We start from the raw sequence: 15,788 nt of genomic DNA, 5'->3' as shown, positions 1-15,788 counted from the left end.
AACTCTGCCTGCAAATCAACAGTGGACGATTAAGTCGCCGCGCTCACGGGCCGCGGCAATAATGCGTGCGGCATTGGCGACTACCTCTTGAAGCCCCACCAAGGGAAGTTGACCGGTAGGGAGATACTCGTTCTGAAGATCGACAACGAGAAAGGCACGATTGTTCATTTGCTTGTTTCCTGGGATTGAACGCGACGGACCGCGGCACAGGTCGAGTCGCAAGTTTTTAAGCTGCCGTCAAAATTCCTGAGACTCGCCATCCTCGGGCACCATGGTCCGTTGGCTGTCCATACCTTTGCTGCTGATGAAGTCACGCAGTTCCTTGCGCGACAGGAGTGCGTGGTTGACCGCTTCCATATGAATGGCGACCACTTTGGCCTCAGGAGCAAACCGGTATGCGCGCAGCATGTCGTCCTTGCCCATGATGATGGACCCGTTATAGCCATTGACTTGCGCATAGCCCGTGTTCAGAAAAACCACGTCTGGTTTGAACTTAGTCAGAGTCTGTTCAACCTCGGGGCGCCAGATGGTGTCGCCCACCACATAGCTTGTCTTGTAGCCCGGGCGCTGGAAGACCACACCCATCGCCATACCCAATAAATCCTTCAATTGAGGCACTACGAACATCTGGTCAGTGCCATGCTGTCCACCGGTCTTGAAGATCCTTGTTCCCTTGAACTCGGTTCCCGCTTCCGTGAGTACGTGCACATCGGTAAAGCCGTCCTTGCGCACCGTCGTGGCGTCTTCCTCGTTTTGCGTAAAAATTGGCATATCTCGCGGTACCAGACTTCTCGCCGCTGCATCCCAATGGTCGGCGTGCAAATGTGTCAGGATCACCGCGTCAGCCTTCAGCACATCGCTCACTGGTATGGGCAAATCCACCAGAGGATTTCGCAGTTCGCTGCGTGGGGTGTCCGGGAAGCCAGCGTAGGCGCCCTTCGGGGCGAGCATGGGATCAACCAAAAATGTCGTGTTGGCGTAGCTCAACTTGATCGTCGCGTTGCGAATCTGCTGGAAATTCACGACGGGTGCCTTCCCCGACGCGGGTTGTTGGGCTACCGCTCCTGTTGGTAGGGCCACGACGGCCGCCGCCGTCAGGAAGCCTATAAAAAAAGGGGACCGCAAGAAATTCGTCATGTTCATTGGTTCGTCATGAGTTTAGAGGCGCAATGCTTGCCTCGAGAGATTTCAGGCTGAAATTGTCTCTAAGTGCCAAGTACAGCGCTATTGGCCCAAATGACTATCTTCGATAAAATTGGGCCAAACTGACATAGCGAGACTCTGGTGGAACCTATTCGGATTGTTGTGCTGGCATTTGACGGGGTGAGCCTCTTTCACCTTTCCGTTCCGGGCATCGTCTTCGCCGGAGAGACCTCCAACGAGGGCTCCCCCCTTTACGACATTCAGTATTGCGCCAGCACGACCGGACGAATTCACTCGGACCAAGGGATCGCCATTGATGTGACACTTGGCCTGGAGGCTATGGAGACCGCTGACATCGTCATCGTCCCCGCTTGGAATCACCCCGAACAGGGCACGCCCCCTACGGTCGCAGAGGCGTTGCAGCGGGCACACAGGCGTGGCGCGCAAGTTGTAGGTCTTTGCTTAGGAGCGTTTGTCCTAGGTGACTCGGGCTTGCTTGATGGCCGATCCTCAACGACGCACTGGGCGTTCCGCGACCTATTCGTGCAGCGCTTTCCAGAGACCGTCTTCCTACCCGATGTGCTGTATGTGGATGACGGAAACGCCGTTACCTCGGCTGGCACAGTCGCGGCAATTGACTGTTGTCTTAACCTGGTGCGTCAACGCTTTGGAGCAGATGTCGCGAACCGCATTGCACGGCGGTTGGTGACGCCTCCCCATCGCCAGGGAGGTCAAGCGCAGTACGTCGAACAGCCCGTGCCCAGCTTGCCAAGCGAACATCGGTTACCCGGTGTGCTTGATTGGGCGCGGACGCACCTTGCGCAACCGCTAGCGGTAGACGACCTTGCAGACGTCGCACGGATGAGCCGTAGAACCTTTACGCGCCGTTTTCGAGAGTTAACTGGCACTACAGTTATCAAGTGGCTAGCTTCTGAACGAGTCTCAAAGGCACAGCAACTACTCGAAACTACAGATCTCCCGATCGAACAGGTGGCGACCGCCGTCGGATTTGGATCGGCGCTATCCCTACGGCAGAAATTTGCCGAGCAGATCCATACCTCTCCGTCAGCGTATCGGCAGGCTTTCCGGATGCGCAACTTGCAACAATCCTAAAGGGCTACCTTAAACGCCCTTCACCAGGTGCTTTGAAGTACGTACCAGTTCGCGCCGCCGCTGCTGCTAGGACTGAAGGTCGCCGAGAGTGCCCGACCAAGCGCCTCAACTGACTCTAGTTCCCCTTGCGGGCAGAAGCGTGCAATGGACGCAGTCTTCTTCTAGTGGTTGCCCCCGCGCACAGTATCGATCAAAGCGACGACTGCCGGAGAATTCCCACGAGTTCGAAACGCTAGAGCAAGGTTTACCCGCCGATCGAACGCCGTGATCGACCGATATACGATACCGGGCGGCGAAAGCCTCACGATGGACTCTGGGGCCAATACCACGCCATATCCCGCGGCGGCGAGCGCAACGGCCGAGATGAAGTCCTTTACGCGCTGATGCTGCTGCCCAAGAATGCCTCCCGCCTTGGCCAAGTCCGCCAAGATCTCCGAAAAGCCTTCGCTCTCATCAAACTGAGGGATGATGAAAACCTCTCCGGCAAGATCTGAGGGCGACAACTCGTCCTTCAAGTGGAGTGGATGATTTTCTGCCATGGCGACGGCGAGTCGCTCTGACTGAAATTCGATAGCGGCCACGCCTTCCGGATACGCACGCCTGGCTCGGACAATGCCGATATCGATGGCGCCCGTCCTCAGTTCTTCCAGTTGCACGGGCGTTTCCATAGGCACGATCTCTACACGGACGGCCGGATGTTCCGCACGATAACGTTTCAGTGCGCCCTGGAGAGCGCCCGTGGTGACTGCCGAACCAACAAAGCCCGCCCTGACAATGCCCGCCAGGCCACGCGCGGCCTGCATCCCGATCTGTACTGCCAGATCTATATGTTGAAGAGCGATGAGTGCATGCGCGTGAAAGATCTTGCCGGCATCAGTCAGCGAGACGGGTTGTCGCTTGTTGCGCTGTAGCAGCTTGACGCCCAGTTGAGTCTCCAGTCTTTGGATCGCCACACTCAGGACCGACTGCGACACTCCCAGCGCGTCGGCAGCTTTTGAGAAATGGAGGTGCTCCGCCACTGCTATGAAATAGCGCAACGTGCGCGTTTCGACATTTTTATCGCTCATATCGAACAAACTATCGCTGGCCGCATGTTTAACAATCGCACGGTGTCACTTCTAATGAGTCCACATACACACTTCACCAGAGGTACATTATGAATGACGTGAGCGACGCCCAGGGCTTGTCTTCGGGAGCCGTCAAGGTGGCCCCTCATGAGACGCACTCTCGAGTACGCAAGGTGACAGTTCGACCTGAGGCTCTCCTGCACTTCCTGGCTGAAGTCAAGGACATCGAGGTCCAGAACCTGGAATATGTTCCCTTTATGCGCTTCAAGGTGGCTGAGGCCTTGATGAAGGCGTGTGGTGACGAACTGCGGGGAACTCTGACCTCCATCGTCGAAGACCGAGACCACGGCGGATTCACTATTGGCCTTCAGGGCGTGTCTACCGATCCGGATGATTTTGTGAAGTTTGGCACAGCGATAGCCTATCTGCTCGGACCGGCCAACCACGACTCCATGTCCGGCAAGTACTACGCACGCTTCATGGTGAAGCACACGGACAACAGCGACTCTTATCTTCGCCAAGCCTACCGTCTGTTCACAATGCACACCGACGGCACTTATGTTTCCGAGGCGACAGACTGGCTGCTGATGATGAAATTCAGTGAGCACGATGCCGTGGGTGGTGAGTCTCGCTTCTTGCACCTCGACGATTGGGAGCATATCGGCAACTTTCTACAGCATCCCCTCGCGACCAAGCCCTTGCTATACAAATCCCCAGCCTCGAAGAATGTCGCGGAGCAAGTGGAACGGCCTCTCTTTTTTCAAAACCGCTACGGTCTAGCGATCTGCTTCATTGATCAGTTTCTGCAGCCCGCCACACTTGAAGAGGCTCTGTATGTGCATGACCTGTCGGCATCGATTGAAATCAGCTCTGGTGTGCAAGAGATCACACTTCCTCCCGGCGAGCTCGTGGTGCTGAACAACTACTTTTATTTACATGGCCGAGCACCGTTCCAAAAGAGTGAATCCCTCCATCGCGAGTTGATGCGTATCCGGGGCCTCTTCGGGCGCTGATGACACTGCCGGTGTAGCAGGCGGCCCCACAGGGGAGCCGCCGCTTTGTCATGCTTGGTTGACAGTCACGACCGGCGGCTTGGGACTTTCATCGACGACGAGTTTAAAGATATCCGGACGGGCATAGTGTCCGACAACATCGAAGTCATACTTGCCTCGCGTAACATCATCTAGATCGATATCCGCTGTGAGAATGCACTCGCCGTCATAGTCCGGCCCGGCCAACAGCTGACCGGAAGGGCTGATGATCGCGCTTCCGCCGCGCATCAATACGGTATCGAGCGAATTTCCTTGGATCGCGTCGTAGTCTTCGGGATACTCGCCACGGGTGATGTACTGGCAGGCGGAAAACACAAAGCAGCGCCCTTCCATGGCGATATGCCGCATGCTAGTAATCCACTCATCACGGTCGTCGGCCGTCGGGGCGCAATAGAGCTGGATGCCTTTCCCATACATTGCCATACGCAGGAGCGGCATGTAGTTTTCCCAGCAGATGACAGTGCCCATTTTTCCATGCGGCGTGTTGAACACCGGCAATGTTGAGCCGTCGCCATACCCCCAGATCAGCCTTTCGACCGCGGTGGGCATCAGCTTGCGGTGCTTGCCGATCATTTCGCCCGCAGGCGAAAAGTGAAGCGCGGTGCAATACAGAGTGCCGATTTCCTGCTCCATGACGCCAATCACGACATAGGCTTGGGCTTCTCGGGCTGCCATCGCGATCTCATCGACTTCCGGCCCTGGGACCGTTATCGCCCCGTTGAAGTAGCGTAGGAACTCCTCTCGGCCTCGTGGCAATCTCCCGCCCACGCGGGCACCAAAGTCGCTGCCCTTCGGATACCCTGAAATCGTAGCCTCTGGAAAGACGATAAGCTTGGCGCCCAGCTCGGCCGCCTCATGGATTTTTGCGACCACTTTTTCCAGCGTAGCCTGCTTGTTGAACGGCACTGATGCGGTCTGAACGACTGCCGCCTTGAATGTCATTGCGACGACTCCTGAGAGATGATTTCGCCGCGCTCGATAGTGACGACACGGTCGGCCATCGGTCGCAGCAGCTTGGGGTTGGACTCGGTGATCAGTATGGCCAGGTCAGGTTTACGCGCGCGCAGGGTCTTGAGGCTATCGGCATAGCGAAGTGCGAGCGCAGGCGCCAGCCCTTGGAAGGGCTCGTCTAGCAGCACCAGGTTATCTCCGGCCATGAGCGCGCGGCCCAGCGCCACCATCTTCTGCTGGCCGCCTGAAAGCAGGCCGCCCAGACGCGGCGCGAGCTGCGACAGCTCCGGCGCCACGGAATATATGAGATCCAGCCGCTCACGTACTTGCGGCTCCTTAAGTCTGCATGCCCATGCGGGCACCATCATATTTTCCATGACAGTGAACTTGCCGATGAGGCGGCGTTCTTCGGGCGCAAACCCAATTCCTAGCCCGGCACGTGCATAGGCGTCCCGCTTCGAAAGATTCTGCCCTTGAAACAGCAGCCCGCCCTCGTCAAGTGGCAGCGTACCCATGATGCTGCGCAGCAGTGAAGTCTTGCCCGCACCGTTGCGCCCAATCAGGGCCACCGTTTCACCCGCGCGAATATCAAGATCGACCTCACGCAGTACCCTCGCGCCCTCGATATGTGCCACCAACTTGCTCGCCTGCAGCATCATTGGGCACCTCCGATGACGTTGCGCAAGACCTCTTCGTTCTGAAGTATCTCGGCGGGCGGCCCATCGGCGGCAACTTGGCCGGCATTCCAGACGATGACGCGATCCATGTAGCGCTCGACCAATTCCATATCGTGCTCAACCAGCAATGCCGTGATATCACGCTGCCGCAAAACTGGCACCAGCATGTCCATGATTTCGAATTTCTCCTGGGAGCTGACACCACTGGTTGGTTCGTCCATCAGCAGCAGGGTTGGCGACAGAGCCAAAGCCACGGCGATGTCCACGAGCTTGCGCACACCTTCGGGCAGAGAACCGATCTGCCTCCCGGCCTGGTCGAGCAAGCAAAAAAGCGCCAGTAGTTCTTCAGCTTCCTCATGGGCGGCCTTGCGATACAGCGAAGAAAGCGTCCAAAATCCATCACGTGCCGCCAGTGCTAGTAGCAGATTCTCGAGCACCGACTGCTCGGAAAACAGCTGGGGCAGCTGGAACGTTCTGGCAATTCCCAAGCGCGTGATGGCACGGGGTTCCAACCGGGTCAGGTCCTTTTCGCCAAAGTGAACACTGCCGCTCGTGGGACGTACATAGCCGGTGCACAAATTCAGAAAAGTAGTCTTGCCGGAGCCGTTGGGCCCGATGATGGACGCGATCTGACCGCGGTGGATCTGCAGGTTCACCCCGTTTGCTGCCTTCACCCCACCGAACTCTACGTGCAGATCTTTCGAACTGATGATGGCTTTATTCGTCATTGCCGGACCTCCTTGCGGACGAGCAAGCGCCGTCCCAGGCCTAGCAATCCCGCCGGCGCAAACAGCACGATCGCCACCAGCACCAGACCCATGATCAACTGCCACGAATTGGCCGCATAAGCACTCGCCGCGCTGCGCACCGCCTCGAAAGAAAGTGCCCCCAACAACGCACCGAACACGTTGCCGATCCCACCTAGCACCGCGATGAAGACAAACTCGGCCGAACGGCTCCAATAGGCCATTTCCGGGGTGACGTGTCCAGTTCCCATTGCCGCAATAGCGCCGCCCAGGCCAGCTAGGGCAGCCGAAACAATGTGGCCGACATAGAGCACCTGACGCGCCGAAATTCCCAGATACTCCAGGCGTGTCTCGTTGGTTTTGAGCGCCGACAGAGCTTGGCCTGGTGGTGCGGAGAGATAGCGAGTCACCGCATATAGCGATAAACCTAGCAGAACCAACGCGAGGTAAAACAAAGTCCAGCCGAATCTCTCGACGTCCACCGGTATCCCGGCCACTGAGTCTATCCGCACAGTCAAACCATCGCTGCCCCCGGTCAGGGAATACAGCTTGAGCACGAGCGTAAACCCAACCATTGAAAAAGCTAGGTTAAGCATTGCATAGAAAATGTCTCGATACCGGCACAGGATCAAGCCCAAGACGGCGCCCAGGGTCGCGCTGGACACTATCGACATGATGATCACGACGAGAATGTCCGCGCCTACGTAGCGTGTACCGAAAGCAGTGGCGTAGGCGCCGCAGGCAAAGTAGAGAGCGTGGCCGAATGAAACTTGACCGGCGCGCAGCAGCAGCAACAAGCCCAGGGCGCAGAACGATATCGCTAGGGCCATGGTCGCCAACGATCGCAACGACGGCGCCAGTAGCGGCAGTGCTGCAAGAAAGACGAAAGGCAGGCCGGCAAGCACCGCCGTTTTTGAATGAACTCTCATTTTCAGATCCGACGAACTTGAGGCGTGCCGAAAAGGCCGTAGGGCTTGACCAGCAAAATGGCGGTCATGACAAGATAGGGCATGACGGAAGACAGCGCGGGTAGCAGATGCACACTCAGAGCCTGCGCCAACCCAACAATCACCGCCGTCACAGCCGTACCCTGAAAGTGGCCGAGGCCCGCCGTAGCGACGATCGCGAAGGATAGGACGATGGAATCGGCTCCTACGCCAGGAACGAGCGAAGTAGTGGGCGATGCTAGCGCTCCGCCGAGGGCGGCCAGCGTGGTGCCAAGCATGAAGGTGATTGTGTAGACACGCTTGGCATTGATACCCAACACGCGCGCCACCTCATAATCCTCGATCACCGTTGCGATCAACTTGCCCTGACGCGTCTTGTTGAAATAGATGGTCAGCGCAAGCATTACGGTAATCGCCGCCAGCGGCAATACGAACAACTGGTACGCGGTGTAGTAGATCCCGCCCACTTCGACCATACCCAGCATAGCCAGCGGTGCGTCATTGAACTGAGGCTCCACGCCAAAGATCATCTTCTGCACATCCTCCAGGATCATGAACACTCCGAACGTGAGTAGAAGCTGGAGCGCATGCTCCTTTCCATAGATCCGCCGCAGGAGGAGACGCTCGATAAGCGGGCCCATAGTCACCCCGATGGCGACCGCCGCCAGGAGCAGTGCTGGATAGGTCCACACCCCACCGTCAGGGCCGGCGAGCCAGAGACCCAGGGCGACGGCGCTGTAGGCGCCGAGCGCGTAGAAGCTGCCGTGAGCCACATTCAAAATGCGCATGATCCCGAAGATCAAACTCAAGCCCACGGCGACCATGAAAAGGACCGATGCTTGCGCCAGCCCGTCGAGGGTGGCCAATAGAAGCGTTTGCTGCATGACGGAAGCTTATTCAGAAGGAGTGCCAACCCGTTGCATCACATCGGGCGTGAGAGTCTTAAACCAATCATCACTTTTCACCCCCGCAGGCGGAGAGGTCAGCTCAGAGGGAATGACCAGCAGTTGCTTCAGGGATTTGAAATCTTGCCCACTCTTCTCTGTGGCCACGCCCAGCAACTGGCCTTCCATCGCCTGTTTGTCCTCCCGGATTTTCAGCTGACCCGTGAAATCATTCAGATCCAGCCCCTTCATGCCCTTAAGCAGCGCGGACTGCAGTGTCTTACGGTCACCATCCCATGACGCCTCGAGTGCCTGTTGAACCGCACGCACCGCTTGCGCCATGTGGTACGACGGGAAGCTCGGGTACGAGCCCGTGCGCTTCTCGAAGTCAGTCACGAAAGCCAGGTGCTCGGGGTTGCCTGCCATGGAAGGATTGAACGCCCAGCTATCGCCGCGCATGCCCACAATTGCGCCTTCAGGGAAGGCCTTGCCCAACTGCTGCATAGAGCTCTCCCCGTTGGCAGCGACCAGACGAGAATTGCGAAACAGTGCACGGGACGACGCCTGCTTTACGAAGGTATTCATATCTCCGCCCCACAAAGTCGTAAAGATGACGTCGGGACGCATGGCCGAGAGCCGAGAAATTTCCGTCGAATAATCTGACGTGCCCAGCTTCGGGAATAGTTCGGCGACGATCTTCACGTCAGGGCGCAAGGCTTGGACCGCACCGCGAAACGCTGCCCAGTTATCGCGACCAAATGCGTAGTCCTGATTGATGCCAGCAATGGTCTTGACCTCGGGCATCAGCTTCAGCATGTAAAGCGCCGTGGCCACGTTGTTCGACGGCGTGTAGTCACCGGTTCGGTACACATAGTCGTACTTGGCATCGGTATATATCCGCTCCGTGCCGCAGTCCCAGAGCACCGTGGGCATCTTCAATTGCTCTGCTACCGGCGCGACCGCCAGGCAGATCGAGCTTGACAGCCCGATGATCATCGCGTCCACCTTGGCTGACTCAACGAGGCTGCGGTACTCAACAACCACATTGTCCACGCCATGATTTTCGTCGATGAACGTCAGTTCAATGGGCGCGCCTTTGATGCCTCCCGCGTTATTGATTTTCTCCACCAACAGCCGCGCTGCCTGTTGCGCGGGAACGCCGAATACGGCTCCGGCGCCGGACAGATAGCTCGATACGCCGATGCGCACTGGGTCGGCTGCCTGGGCCGGCTGCGCCAGAGCGAGAGCCACCCCAAGAACGGCTGAAAACACGCCCTTATCTATCAATTTCATTGCTTCCCCTTGCTCACATATGTGCGTTGCGTCTGCCGCAGTTGGCGGAGGACGGATAGCGTCGGCAGAATTGGCCGATCGAGCACAAAGTGTATTTATCACGGATTACGCCGTCAACGAAATTTGTGCCTGGGTTAACCCTAGACAGAACATAAGTCTATGTTTTATAAGTGCTTCTTTTTGCATGACGGCTTTGGCAGCAACAAAAACAATACAGTATTGGTCCGTCATGTCGGAATTTACCGACCTACAAAAAGAATAGACACTTGGCGTGTCGTTTGCTACTGTCTAGCCGCTTCAGATTCACAGCCAGCGGGCCGCGCACCCGCTTGCTCAACATAAGGAGACGCGTGAGAAATGGACCTGGAAGAGAAGCTCGGGAGGCTTGGCATCAGCGGCAACCTTTACCGCGTGTATAGGGCCGCCATTGAGTTGGGCGAGGTACCCGTGTCCGAGCTAGCCGCGAGCACCGGCCTGGCACGCACCACGACTTATGACGCGGTGCTGAGGCTCGAAGAAGAAGGCCTATTGAAGATCGAAGGTGTCGATCGAAAGCGCCATGTGATTGCTCACGACCCCTCCGTACTACTTGAATACGTTGCCGCAAGACGTGTCATGGTCACGGAAATGATGCCGGAGCTGAGGTCCATGTATAACCAGGCTAAAGGCAAACCCAAGACGCGCTTCTATGAAGGCGCCGAGGGCATCCGCACCGTGCTATGGGACAGCCTAAATGGCCCACATTCCCTACGTGCCACCTTCTCAATGTCCGAGCTGCGCGAGGTCCCCGGCCTAGAAGAGATCTATCGCTACCGGGACGCCCGGATTGCAAAAGGCATTGGCATGCGCGTAATCCGCTCGCGCAACCGCGACACCGACGACATATGGCCAGCCAGCCAAAAAGAACTACGTGAATTGCGATGGGCTCCCGCAGAAACCACCGTGGCCATGACCACCCTGATATACGGCAATTGCGTCGCGATGATTTCATCCAAGCGGGAGAACTACGGGCTCATCATTGAAAGCGAAGAGCACGCGCAGCACCAAGGCATGCTGTTCGACGCTCTCTGGGCATCCTGCCTACCAGCCTCTTGACACGAGCGCCCTACCCGACAGACGGAAGCCCAACCCAATGGTTTTGCGTATCGCAGCACATATTGCCCTTAATTTCGCCATGGCGCCTGATGGCACTAATTTAGGCAGAGGCGGAGGCCCGAGCGATTCGCATGGCGCCTGGCAAATTTGACGTAACGGTGCTTTCAGCCAGAATCCACTCGGCTAACGATGTCGCCGCATCAGTCGGAGGATCCTCTTCCCGAACGCAAAGGTAGTAGTCCAGCCCCGTATCAAGACTCTGGTCGAACGGCTGCGTCAGGCGACCGGAAGCAAGCTCCCCCTCAATAAGCACCAACCGCAGCAAGCCGACACCGATGTCGGCCAAAACGGCGCCCAACGTGAGCTGCGCATCCTCCAATAGCGGCCCGGTCAGTCGGTCCGGCCTAACACCAGCCTGCGCGAACCAGGCGGCCCAGCGTGCGCGATCTCCGTCGTGTACCAACGGCGCCATTGCCAAGTCCCGAGCATGCCTGAACGGCCCATAGCGCTTGGCAAATTCGGGCGTACACACGGGCACGACAGCTCCCGCCAGAAGCCGCGTGGCGTGGTGGCCGGGCCAGCGGCCAGCGCCGAAACGAATCGACAAGTCTGCGGAGTCGCTCGGATACGTCCCGTGCATGGCGTATACAACATTGATGCCGATGTCCGGGTGGTCACGCATGAAGCGGCCCAGACGCGGTAGCAGCCAGCCAGTACCCAGCAGGCCGGTGACTCCCACCGTTACCTGCGTCAAAGTGGCGCGCTCCCGCGCCTGCCTCGTCGCACTGCGCAGCACCGTGAATGCTGTATGAATCGAGCGGTAGTAGTCCCGACCTTCATCCGTAAGGCAAAGCGAACGGCCCTTGCGCGTCGTGAGCGGAGTCTGAATATAGCTTTCCAGCAGATGCAACTGATGGCTGATGGCCGAGGGCGTGATGTTCAGCTCAGCAGCAGCATCGGCGATCGTCCCGTGCTGGGCGAACGCCTCGAATGCGCGTATCGCTCTTAGGGGCGGCTCTGGAGTATCGCTTTCAACAGTCATGGTAATTCACTCAAAAAATTCATGTATTGAATTTCAGTCAGTTGTTTTCTAACGTTCTGCTCTAGAGTTTTCTACAAAACAAGCTGTGCATATATTGATTGGTTTACAGCATATATGAATTTTATCGGTATGACTGTACCAATGGCATCCGACACGACTCATGATTCAAGGGGAACACAATGAATGCGAAGTTATTGGGCGGCTTGATCATGGCGTGCGTCGCTACCAGCGCGCAGGCCGACGGCGGCAGTATCACATTGGCATCTTGGGGCGGGACCTTTCAGAAGGCGCAGCGCCAAGCTTGGTTCACGCCCGCCGAAAAGGCGCTGGGCATCACCATTAGAGAGGACACGACGTCCGGTCTTGCCGACGTGCGGACGCAGGTTGCCTCCGGCAAGCCCGCATGGGACATCGTTCAGCAGGGCAGCCAGTCCTGCCCCTTGATGGAGAAGGAAGGACTTCTGGAAAAGCTTGACCCTGCAATTGTTGACACAACCGGCATCCCGGACAACATGAAGTCGGAGTTCCAAGGCGAAAGCTCCCGCTTGTTTGTCCGTCTGGAGGACGGACTGGAAGTGTCCCTGCGCCTTGGCCCTACGCAGATACGCGAGTCCGGAGTCTCGACCGGCCAGAGGGTCACCCTGGCCCTGCACGTCGAAGACACCGTACTGATCCCCAAGGAGATCCGTGATGGCCGCTGACGCGACTTTGCCACGCGTGCAAGCATCCCGGCCTGGCCGGGTGCATCACGGCCAGTGGCGCCTCCTTCTGCTGGCCGCCCCGGCGTTAATGCTGCTGGCCGTAGTGCTACTTGGCCCGATCTTGTGGCTGTCGGCCCTGTCCGTAATCGGCCCCGACGGACTGACCTTCGCGAACTACGAGCGACTGTGGCACGGCGCTTTCCTTTACAGCTTCCGCACGACTTTCGAGCTCGCACTACTGGTGACCGCAGCCTGCGCCCTGCTGGCGTATCCGCTCTGCTATCTGATGGCGCGGGTATCGGCCCGCGTGGCGGCAGTGCTGATGCTCTGCGTGTTGCTTCCGTTCTGGACTTCGCTCTTGGTGCGCACCTACGCATGGCTGATTCTTTTGCAGAGGCGTGGGGTTATCAACGGAGTGCTGGTCGACATGGGCTTGATCGACACGCCGCTGCGGCTGGTCCACAACTTCACCGGCACCGCCATAGGGATGATTCACATCATGCTGCCATTCATGGTGCTTCCGCTCTATGCGAGCATGCGCGCCATCGGTGCCGACTACATGCAGGCAGCGGCCGGCCTTGGCGCTACGCCAGCGCAGGCCTTCCGCCACGTGTACCTGCCTTTATCCGTGCCTGGCTTGGCCGCCGGCTCGGTGCTGGTGTTTGTGCTGTCCTTGGGCTTCTATGTCACCCCCGCCGTGCTCGGTGGCGGCCGCGTGGTCATGTGGTCCATGCAAATCGAACGCAACATCTCGCTCTATGGAGATTGGGGTGCCGCCAGTGCCCTCGGTGTGGTGCTGCTGGCCGTGACCCTGCTGTTCATCTGGTTGCTGGCCCGATTGTTCGGTCTCGAAAAACTTCTGGCGAGGTAAGGCGATGCAAAACTCGCTTCACACGCGCGCACCTTGGTGGCTGACTCCCGTCTGCGCGCTTATCGTTTTGTTTTTAGTGGCTCCCACGTTGGTGGTGATCCCCATGAGCTTCTCCGACTCACGTTTCCTGACCTTCCCTCCCACCAACTGGTCGTTCCGGTGGTATCTGGAATACTTCCAAAGTCAGGAGTGGCGTGCAGCCACGTGGGTGTCGCTGCGTGCGGCAGTGGGCACTACGTTGTTAGCCACGCCCCTAGGCCTAGCCGCCGCCTATGCCGCCGCTCGCGTGACAGCAGGCCACGCGCGCTGGCTCCGGATCGTCTTCCTGCTACCCATGGCCCTGCCGGTCATCCTATGTGGTGTCGGAGTGTTCCTGCTGTATGCCAAGCTGGGCCTGAATAACACGTTGCTCGGCCTGGTATTGGCGCATACCTGCCTCGCCCTCCCGTTGGTGTTCATCACCGTTAGCGCCGCCTTCTCCAGTTTCGACTTTAGCCAGGAGATGGCCGCGCGCAGTCTGGGTGCCCATCCGTTGCGGGCGTTCCGAGACGTGACGCTTCCGCAGATTCGTTTTTCGGTCGTGGCAGCAGCCATCCTGGCCTTCATTACGTCGCTTGACGAAGTGGTTGTGGCGCTATTTATCGCTGGCGGCCCGAGCGCCACGCTCACCAAACGCATGTTCAATTCCTTGCGCGATGAAGTGGACCCCGCCATTGCGGCGATCTCCACCCTGCTCATTCTTGTGTCGGTGGCGCTGCCGCTGGCGGCGCGAGCCCTGCAGCGACGCCGTTGACGTCGAACCTTCTACTTCCACAACGACTTACCATCGGAGACCTCACAATGGCGCTACATTTTCCGCGCGAGACGTTTTTCGACCGCATAAAGGCCGCGCGCAAGCACATGCAGGCAGAAAAGCTAGATGCCTTGCTGCTGTTCGCCCAGGAAAGCCACTATTACCTCACGGGGTTCGACACAGCGGGCTATGTGTTTTTCCAGTGCACGATCCTGACTGCAGACGACCGGCCACCCATACTGCTAACCCGCCGTCCTGATCTGGTCCAGGCGCAGCGCACCTCAATAGTCGAGGATATTCGCATCTGGTACGACAACGAGGGCGCGGATCCGAGCAACGATCTGAAAGCAATCCTGGTGGAATTAGGGCTCGCCGGCAAGCGGATCGGCATGGAAACCGACAACTTCGGTCTAATCGGCAAAAACTATGCGCGCGTGCATGCCCGCTTGTCAGACTGGTGCAACCTGGTAGACGCTTCGCATCTGGTCCGGACCTTGCGGGTGGTGAAATCGGAATCGGACTGCGTTACGTGCGGGAGGCTGCGAGCCTGGCCGACGCTTCCCTGCTCGCTATGCTGGAATCGGCGCGTCCCGGCGCGTTTGAGGGGGATATCGCCGCGGCCGGCGCGGCCGTTCAATTCAGGGGTGGCGGTGATCCACCTCCGGGGGGACCGGTCCTTGGATCCGGAGATCGCGCCTTGTTGGTGCGTACAGCTACGGGCTACCGGCATCTCGACGAGGAAGACCAACTGACACTAGAGTTCGCCGCCAGCTACCGGCATTATTGCGCCTGCCTTATGCGGACTGTGGCGATCGGAAAGCACAATCCTCAGCAGGAGCGTATGTTCGAGATCACTCTGGAGGCGCTGACCGCGATGACCGCGGCCGCGATCGCGGGCAATCCATTGGGCGATATCGACAAAGCTCATCGCCGTGTGTTCGACCGGCATGGCTACGGCCATGCGCGCATGGCGGCCTGCGGCTATTCACTCGGAGCGACCTTTCGCCCCAGCTGGATGGACGTTCCACCCTTGCTCTTCGCCGAGAATGGAACCATAGCCCAGCCGGGCATGGTCTTGTTCCTACACGCCATACTCGTTGATACGCCTAAAAATTTGGCGATGTCCTTGGGTCACACGTTAGTTGTATCAGCGTCTGGCGCGCCGGAGGTTCTGAGCAAACTCGAGCCGAGCTACCAAGTGTGCATGTGACACAGAAGCGCGGGTTCTTCCGCCCGCGTTCCCTGCTTTCATCGCAGGCCCCTCTTGAATGGGGGCTGCGCCCATCCTTCATTTTTTTCCTGGCGGAGCGACCGCTTTGGGTCGTTCTCGGCCTCTCGGCAAGGACGGCTCGCGGCCAGGAGCGGACGAGCATCGGACCGAGCTCTTGTATTGGAGGCTGTACCGGGCCACGT

17 protein-coding genes and 1 pseudogene are annotated in these 15,788 nt (G+C 58.3%); 8 read left to right on the top strand and 10 right to left on the bottom strand.

Annotation, left to right across the window (positions count from 1 at the left end; translation table 11 throughout):
• Nucleotides 1–15: 15 nt before the first annotated feature.
• On the bottom strand, nucleotides 16–168 hold the full coding sequence (locus B3098_RS05180; RefSeq protein ID WP_175156538.1) for an isochorismatase family protein: 153 nt from the start codon (nucleotides 166–168) through the stop codon (nucleotides 16–18).
• Nucleotides 169–237: 69 nt separating this feature from the next.
• Nucleotides 238–1,137, bottom strand: a complete 900-nt coding sequence (locus B3098_RS05175) for an MBL fold metallo-hydrolase (protein ID WP_254607195.1) — start codon at nucleotides 1,135–1,137, stop codon at nucleotides 238–240.
• 147 nt (nucleotides 1,138–1,284) lie between these two features.
• Here B3098_RS05175 and B3098_RS05170 point away from each other — a divergent pair, with 147 nt between their 5' ends.
• The gene (locus B3098_RS05170; protein WP_175156540.1) at nucleotides 1,285–2,256 is read left to right on the top strand and encodes a GlxA family transcriptional regulator; all 972 of its coding nucleotides are present in this window, start codon (nucleotides 1,285–1,287) and stop codon (nucleotides 2,254–2,256) included.
• A gap of 161 nt (nucleotides 2,257–2,417) precedes the next feature.
• Here B3098_RS05170 and B3098_RS05165 read toward each other — a convergent pair whose 3' ends face one another.
• Nucleotides 2,418–3,323, bottom strand: a complete 906-nt coding sequence (locus B3098_RS05165; protein WP_175156541.1) for a LysR family transcriptional regulator — start codon at nucleotides 3,321–3,323, stop codon at nucleotides 2,418–2,420.
• Nucleotides 3,324–3,412: 89 nt separating this feature from the next.
• Here B3098_RS05165 and glaH point away from each other — a divergent pair, with 89 nt between their 5' ends.
• Entirely contained in the window at nucleotides 3,413–4,336 is a 924-nt protein-coding gene (glaH, locus tag B3098_RS05160) for a glutarate dioxygenase GlaH (protein ID WP_175156542.1), read from the top strand.
• A gap of 48 nt (nucleotides 4,337–4,384) precedes the next feature.
• Here the strand turns inward: glaH and B3098_RS05155 are convergent, their stop codons facing one another.
• From B3098_RS05155 to B3098_RS05130, 6 genes are read right to left on the bottom strand one after another with little or no spacing between them, the layout of a single operon-like run.
• A complete protein-coding gene (locus B3098_RS05155; RefSeq protein WP_175156543.1) occupies nucleotides 4,385–5,317 on the bottom strand; it encodes a carbon-nitrogen hydrolase family protein in 933 nt (310 codons plus the stop codon).
• Nucleotides 5,314–5,985, bottom strand: a complete 672-nt coding sequence (locus tag B3098_RS05150) for an ABC transporter ATP-binding protein (protein WP_217470045.1) — start codon at nucleotides 5,983–5,985, stop codon at nucleotides 5,314–5,316. Before B3098_RS05150 ends, B3098_RS05155 begins: the two co-directional genes overlap by 4 nt.
• A complete protein-coding gene (locus B3098_RS05145; protein WP_175156544.1) occupies nucleotides 5,982–6,731 on the bottom strand; it encodes an ABC transporter ATP-binding protein in 750 nt (249 codons plus the stop codon). The genes B3098_RS05150 and B3098_RS05145 overlap by 4 nt, the downstream gene beginning before the upstream one ends.
• A complete protein-coding gene (locus tag B3098_RS05140; RefSeq protein ID WP_175156545.1) occupies nucleotides 6,728–7,678 on the bottom strand; it encodes a branched-chain amino acid ABC transporter permease in 951 nt (316 codons plus the stop codon). Before B3098_RS05140 ends, B3098_RS05145 begins: the two co-directional genes overlap by 4 nt.
• A 2-nt stretch (nucleotides 7,679–7,680) precedes the next feature.
• A complete protein-coding gene (locus tag B3098_RS05135) occupies nucleotides 7,681–8,580 on the bottom strand; it encodes a branched-chain amino acid ABC transporter permease (protein ID WP_175156546.1) in 900 nt (299 codons plus the stop codon).
• 9 nt (nucleotides 8,581–8,589) lie between these two features.
• The gene (locus B3098_RS05130; RefSeq protein WP_175156547.1) at nucleotides 8,590–9,873 is read right to left on the bottom strand and encodes an ABC transporter substrate-binding protein; all 1,284 of its coding nucleotides are present in this window, start codon (nucleotides 9,871–9,873) and stop codon (nucleotides 8,590–8,592) included.
• A 357-nt stretch (nucleotides 9,874–10,230) separates the two neighbouring features.
• Between B3098_RS05130 and B3098_RS05125 the strand changes: the two genes are divergently transcribed.
• Nucleotides 10,231–10,968 carry a TrmB family transcriptional regulator gene (locus B3098_RS05125; RefSeq protein ID WP_175156548.1) on the top strand — a complete coding sequence of 246 codons (738 nt, stop codon included), beginning with the start codon at nucleotides 10,231–10,233 and terminating at the stop codon, nucleotides 10,966–10,968.
• Between the two features lie 100 nt (nucleotides 10,969–11,068).
• Here the strand turns inward: B3098_RS05125 and B3098_RS05120 are convergent, their stop codons facing one another.
• Nucleotides 11,069–12,010, bottom strand: coding sequence for a LysR substrate-binding domain-containing protein (locus B3098_RS05120; RefSeq protein WP_175156549.1), 942 nt, complete (start codon nucleotides 12,008–12,010; stop codon nucleotides 11,069–11,071).
• Between the two features lie 179 nt (nucleotides 12,011–12,189).
• On the opposite strand from B3098_RS05120, the gene B3098_RS05115 reads away from it, so the two are divergent.
• The 5 genes and pseudogenes from B3098_RS05115 to B3098_RS05095 all read left to right on the top strand — a co-directional run bounded on the left by B3098_RS05115 (nucleotide 12,190) and on the right by B3098_RS05095 (nucleotide 15,585).
• Nucleotides 12,190–12,711, top strand: a complete 522-nt coding sequence (locus B3098_RS05115) for a TOBE domain-containing protein (protein ID WP_175156550.1) — start codon at nucleotides 12,190–12,192, stop codon at nucleotides 12,709–12,711.
• A complete protein-coding gene (locus B3098_RS05110; RefSeq protein WP_175156551.1) occupies nucleotides 12,701–13,582 on the top strand; it encodes an ABC transporter permease in 882 nt (293 codons plus the stop codon). The genes B3098_RS05115 and B3098_RS05110 overlap by 11 nt, the downstream gene beginning before the upstream one ends.
• Nucleotides 13,583–13,685: 103 nt before the next feature.
• Nucleotides 13,686–14,375, top strand: coding sequence for an ABC transporter permease (locus tag B3098_RS05105; RefSeq protein ID WP_254607196.1), 690 nt, complete (start codon nucleotides 13,686–13,688; stop codon nucleotides 14,373–14,375).
• Nucleotides 14,376–14,422: 47 nt separating this feature from the next.
• Nucleotides 14,423–14,869 (top strand): annotated as a pseudogene (locus B3098_RS05100) (aminopeptidase P family N-terminal domain-containing protein); the annotation flags it as partial.
• 77 nt (nucleotides 14,870–14,946) lie between these two features.
• A complete protein-coding gene (locus tag B3098_RS05095) occupies nucleotides 14,947–15,585 on the top strand; it encodes a M24 family metallopeptidase (protein WP_254607197.1) in 639 nt (212 codons plus the stop codon).
• Nucleotides 15,586–15,788: the final 203 nt, after the last annotated feature.

This window comes from Achromobacter sp. UBA2119, from assembly GCF_002331005.1.
GTDB lineage: Bacteria > Pseudomonadota > Gammaproteobacteria > Burkholderiales > Burkholderiaceae_B > Achromobacter > Achromobacter animicus.
Note: the sequence above shows the minus strand (reverse complement) of the source record. Positions and strands in the feature narration are given on the sequence as shown.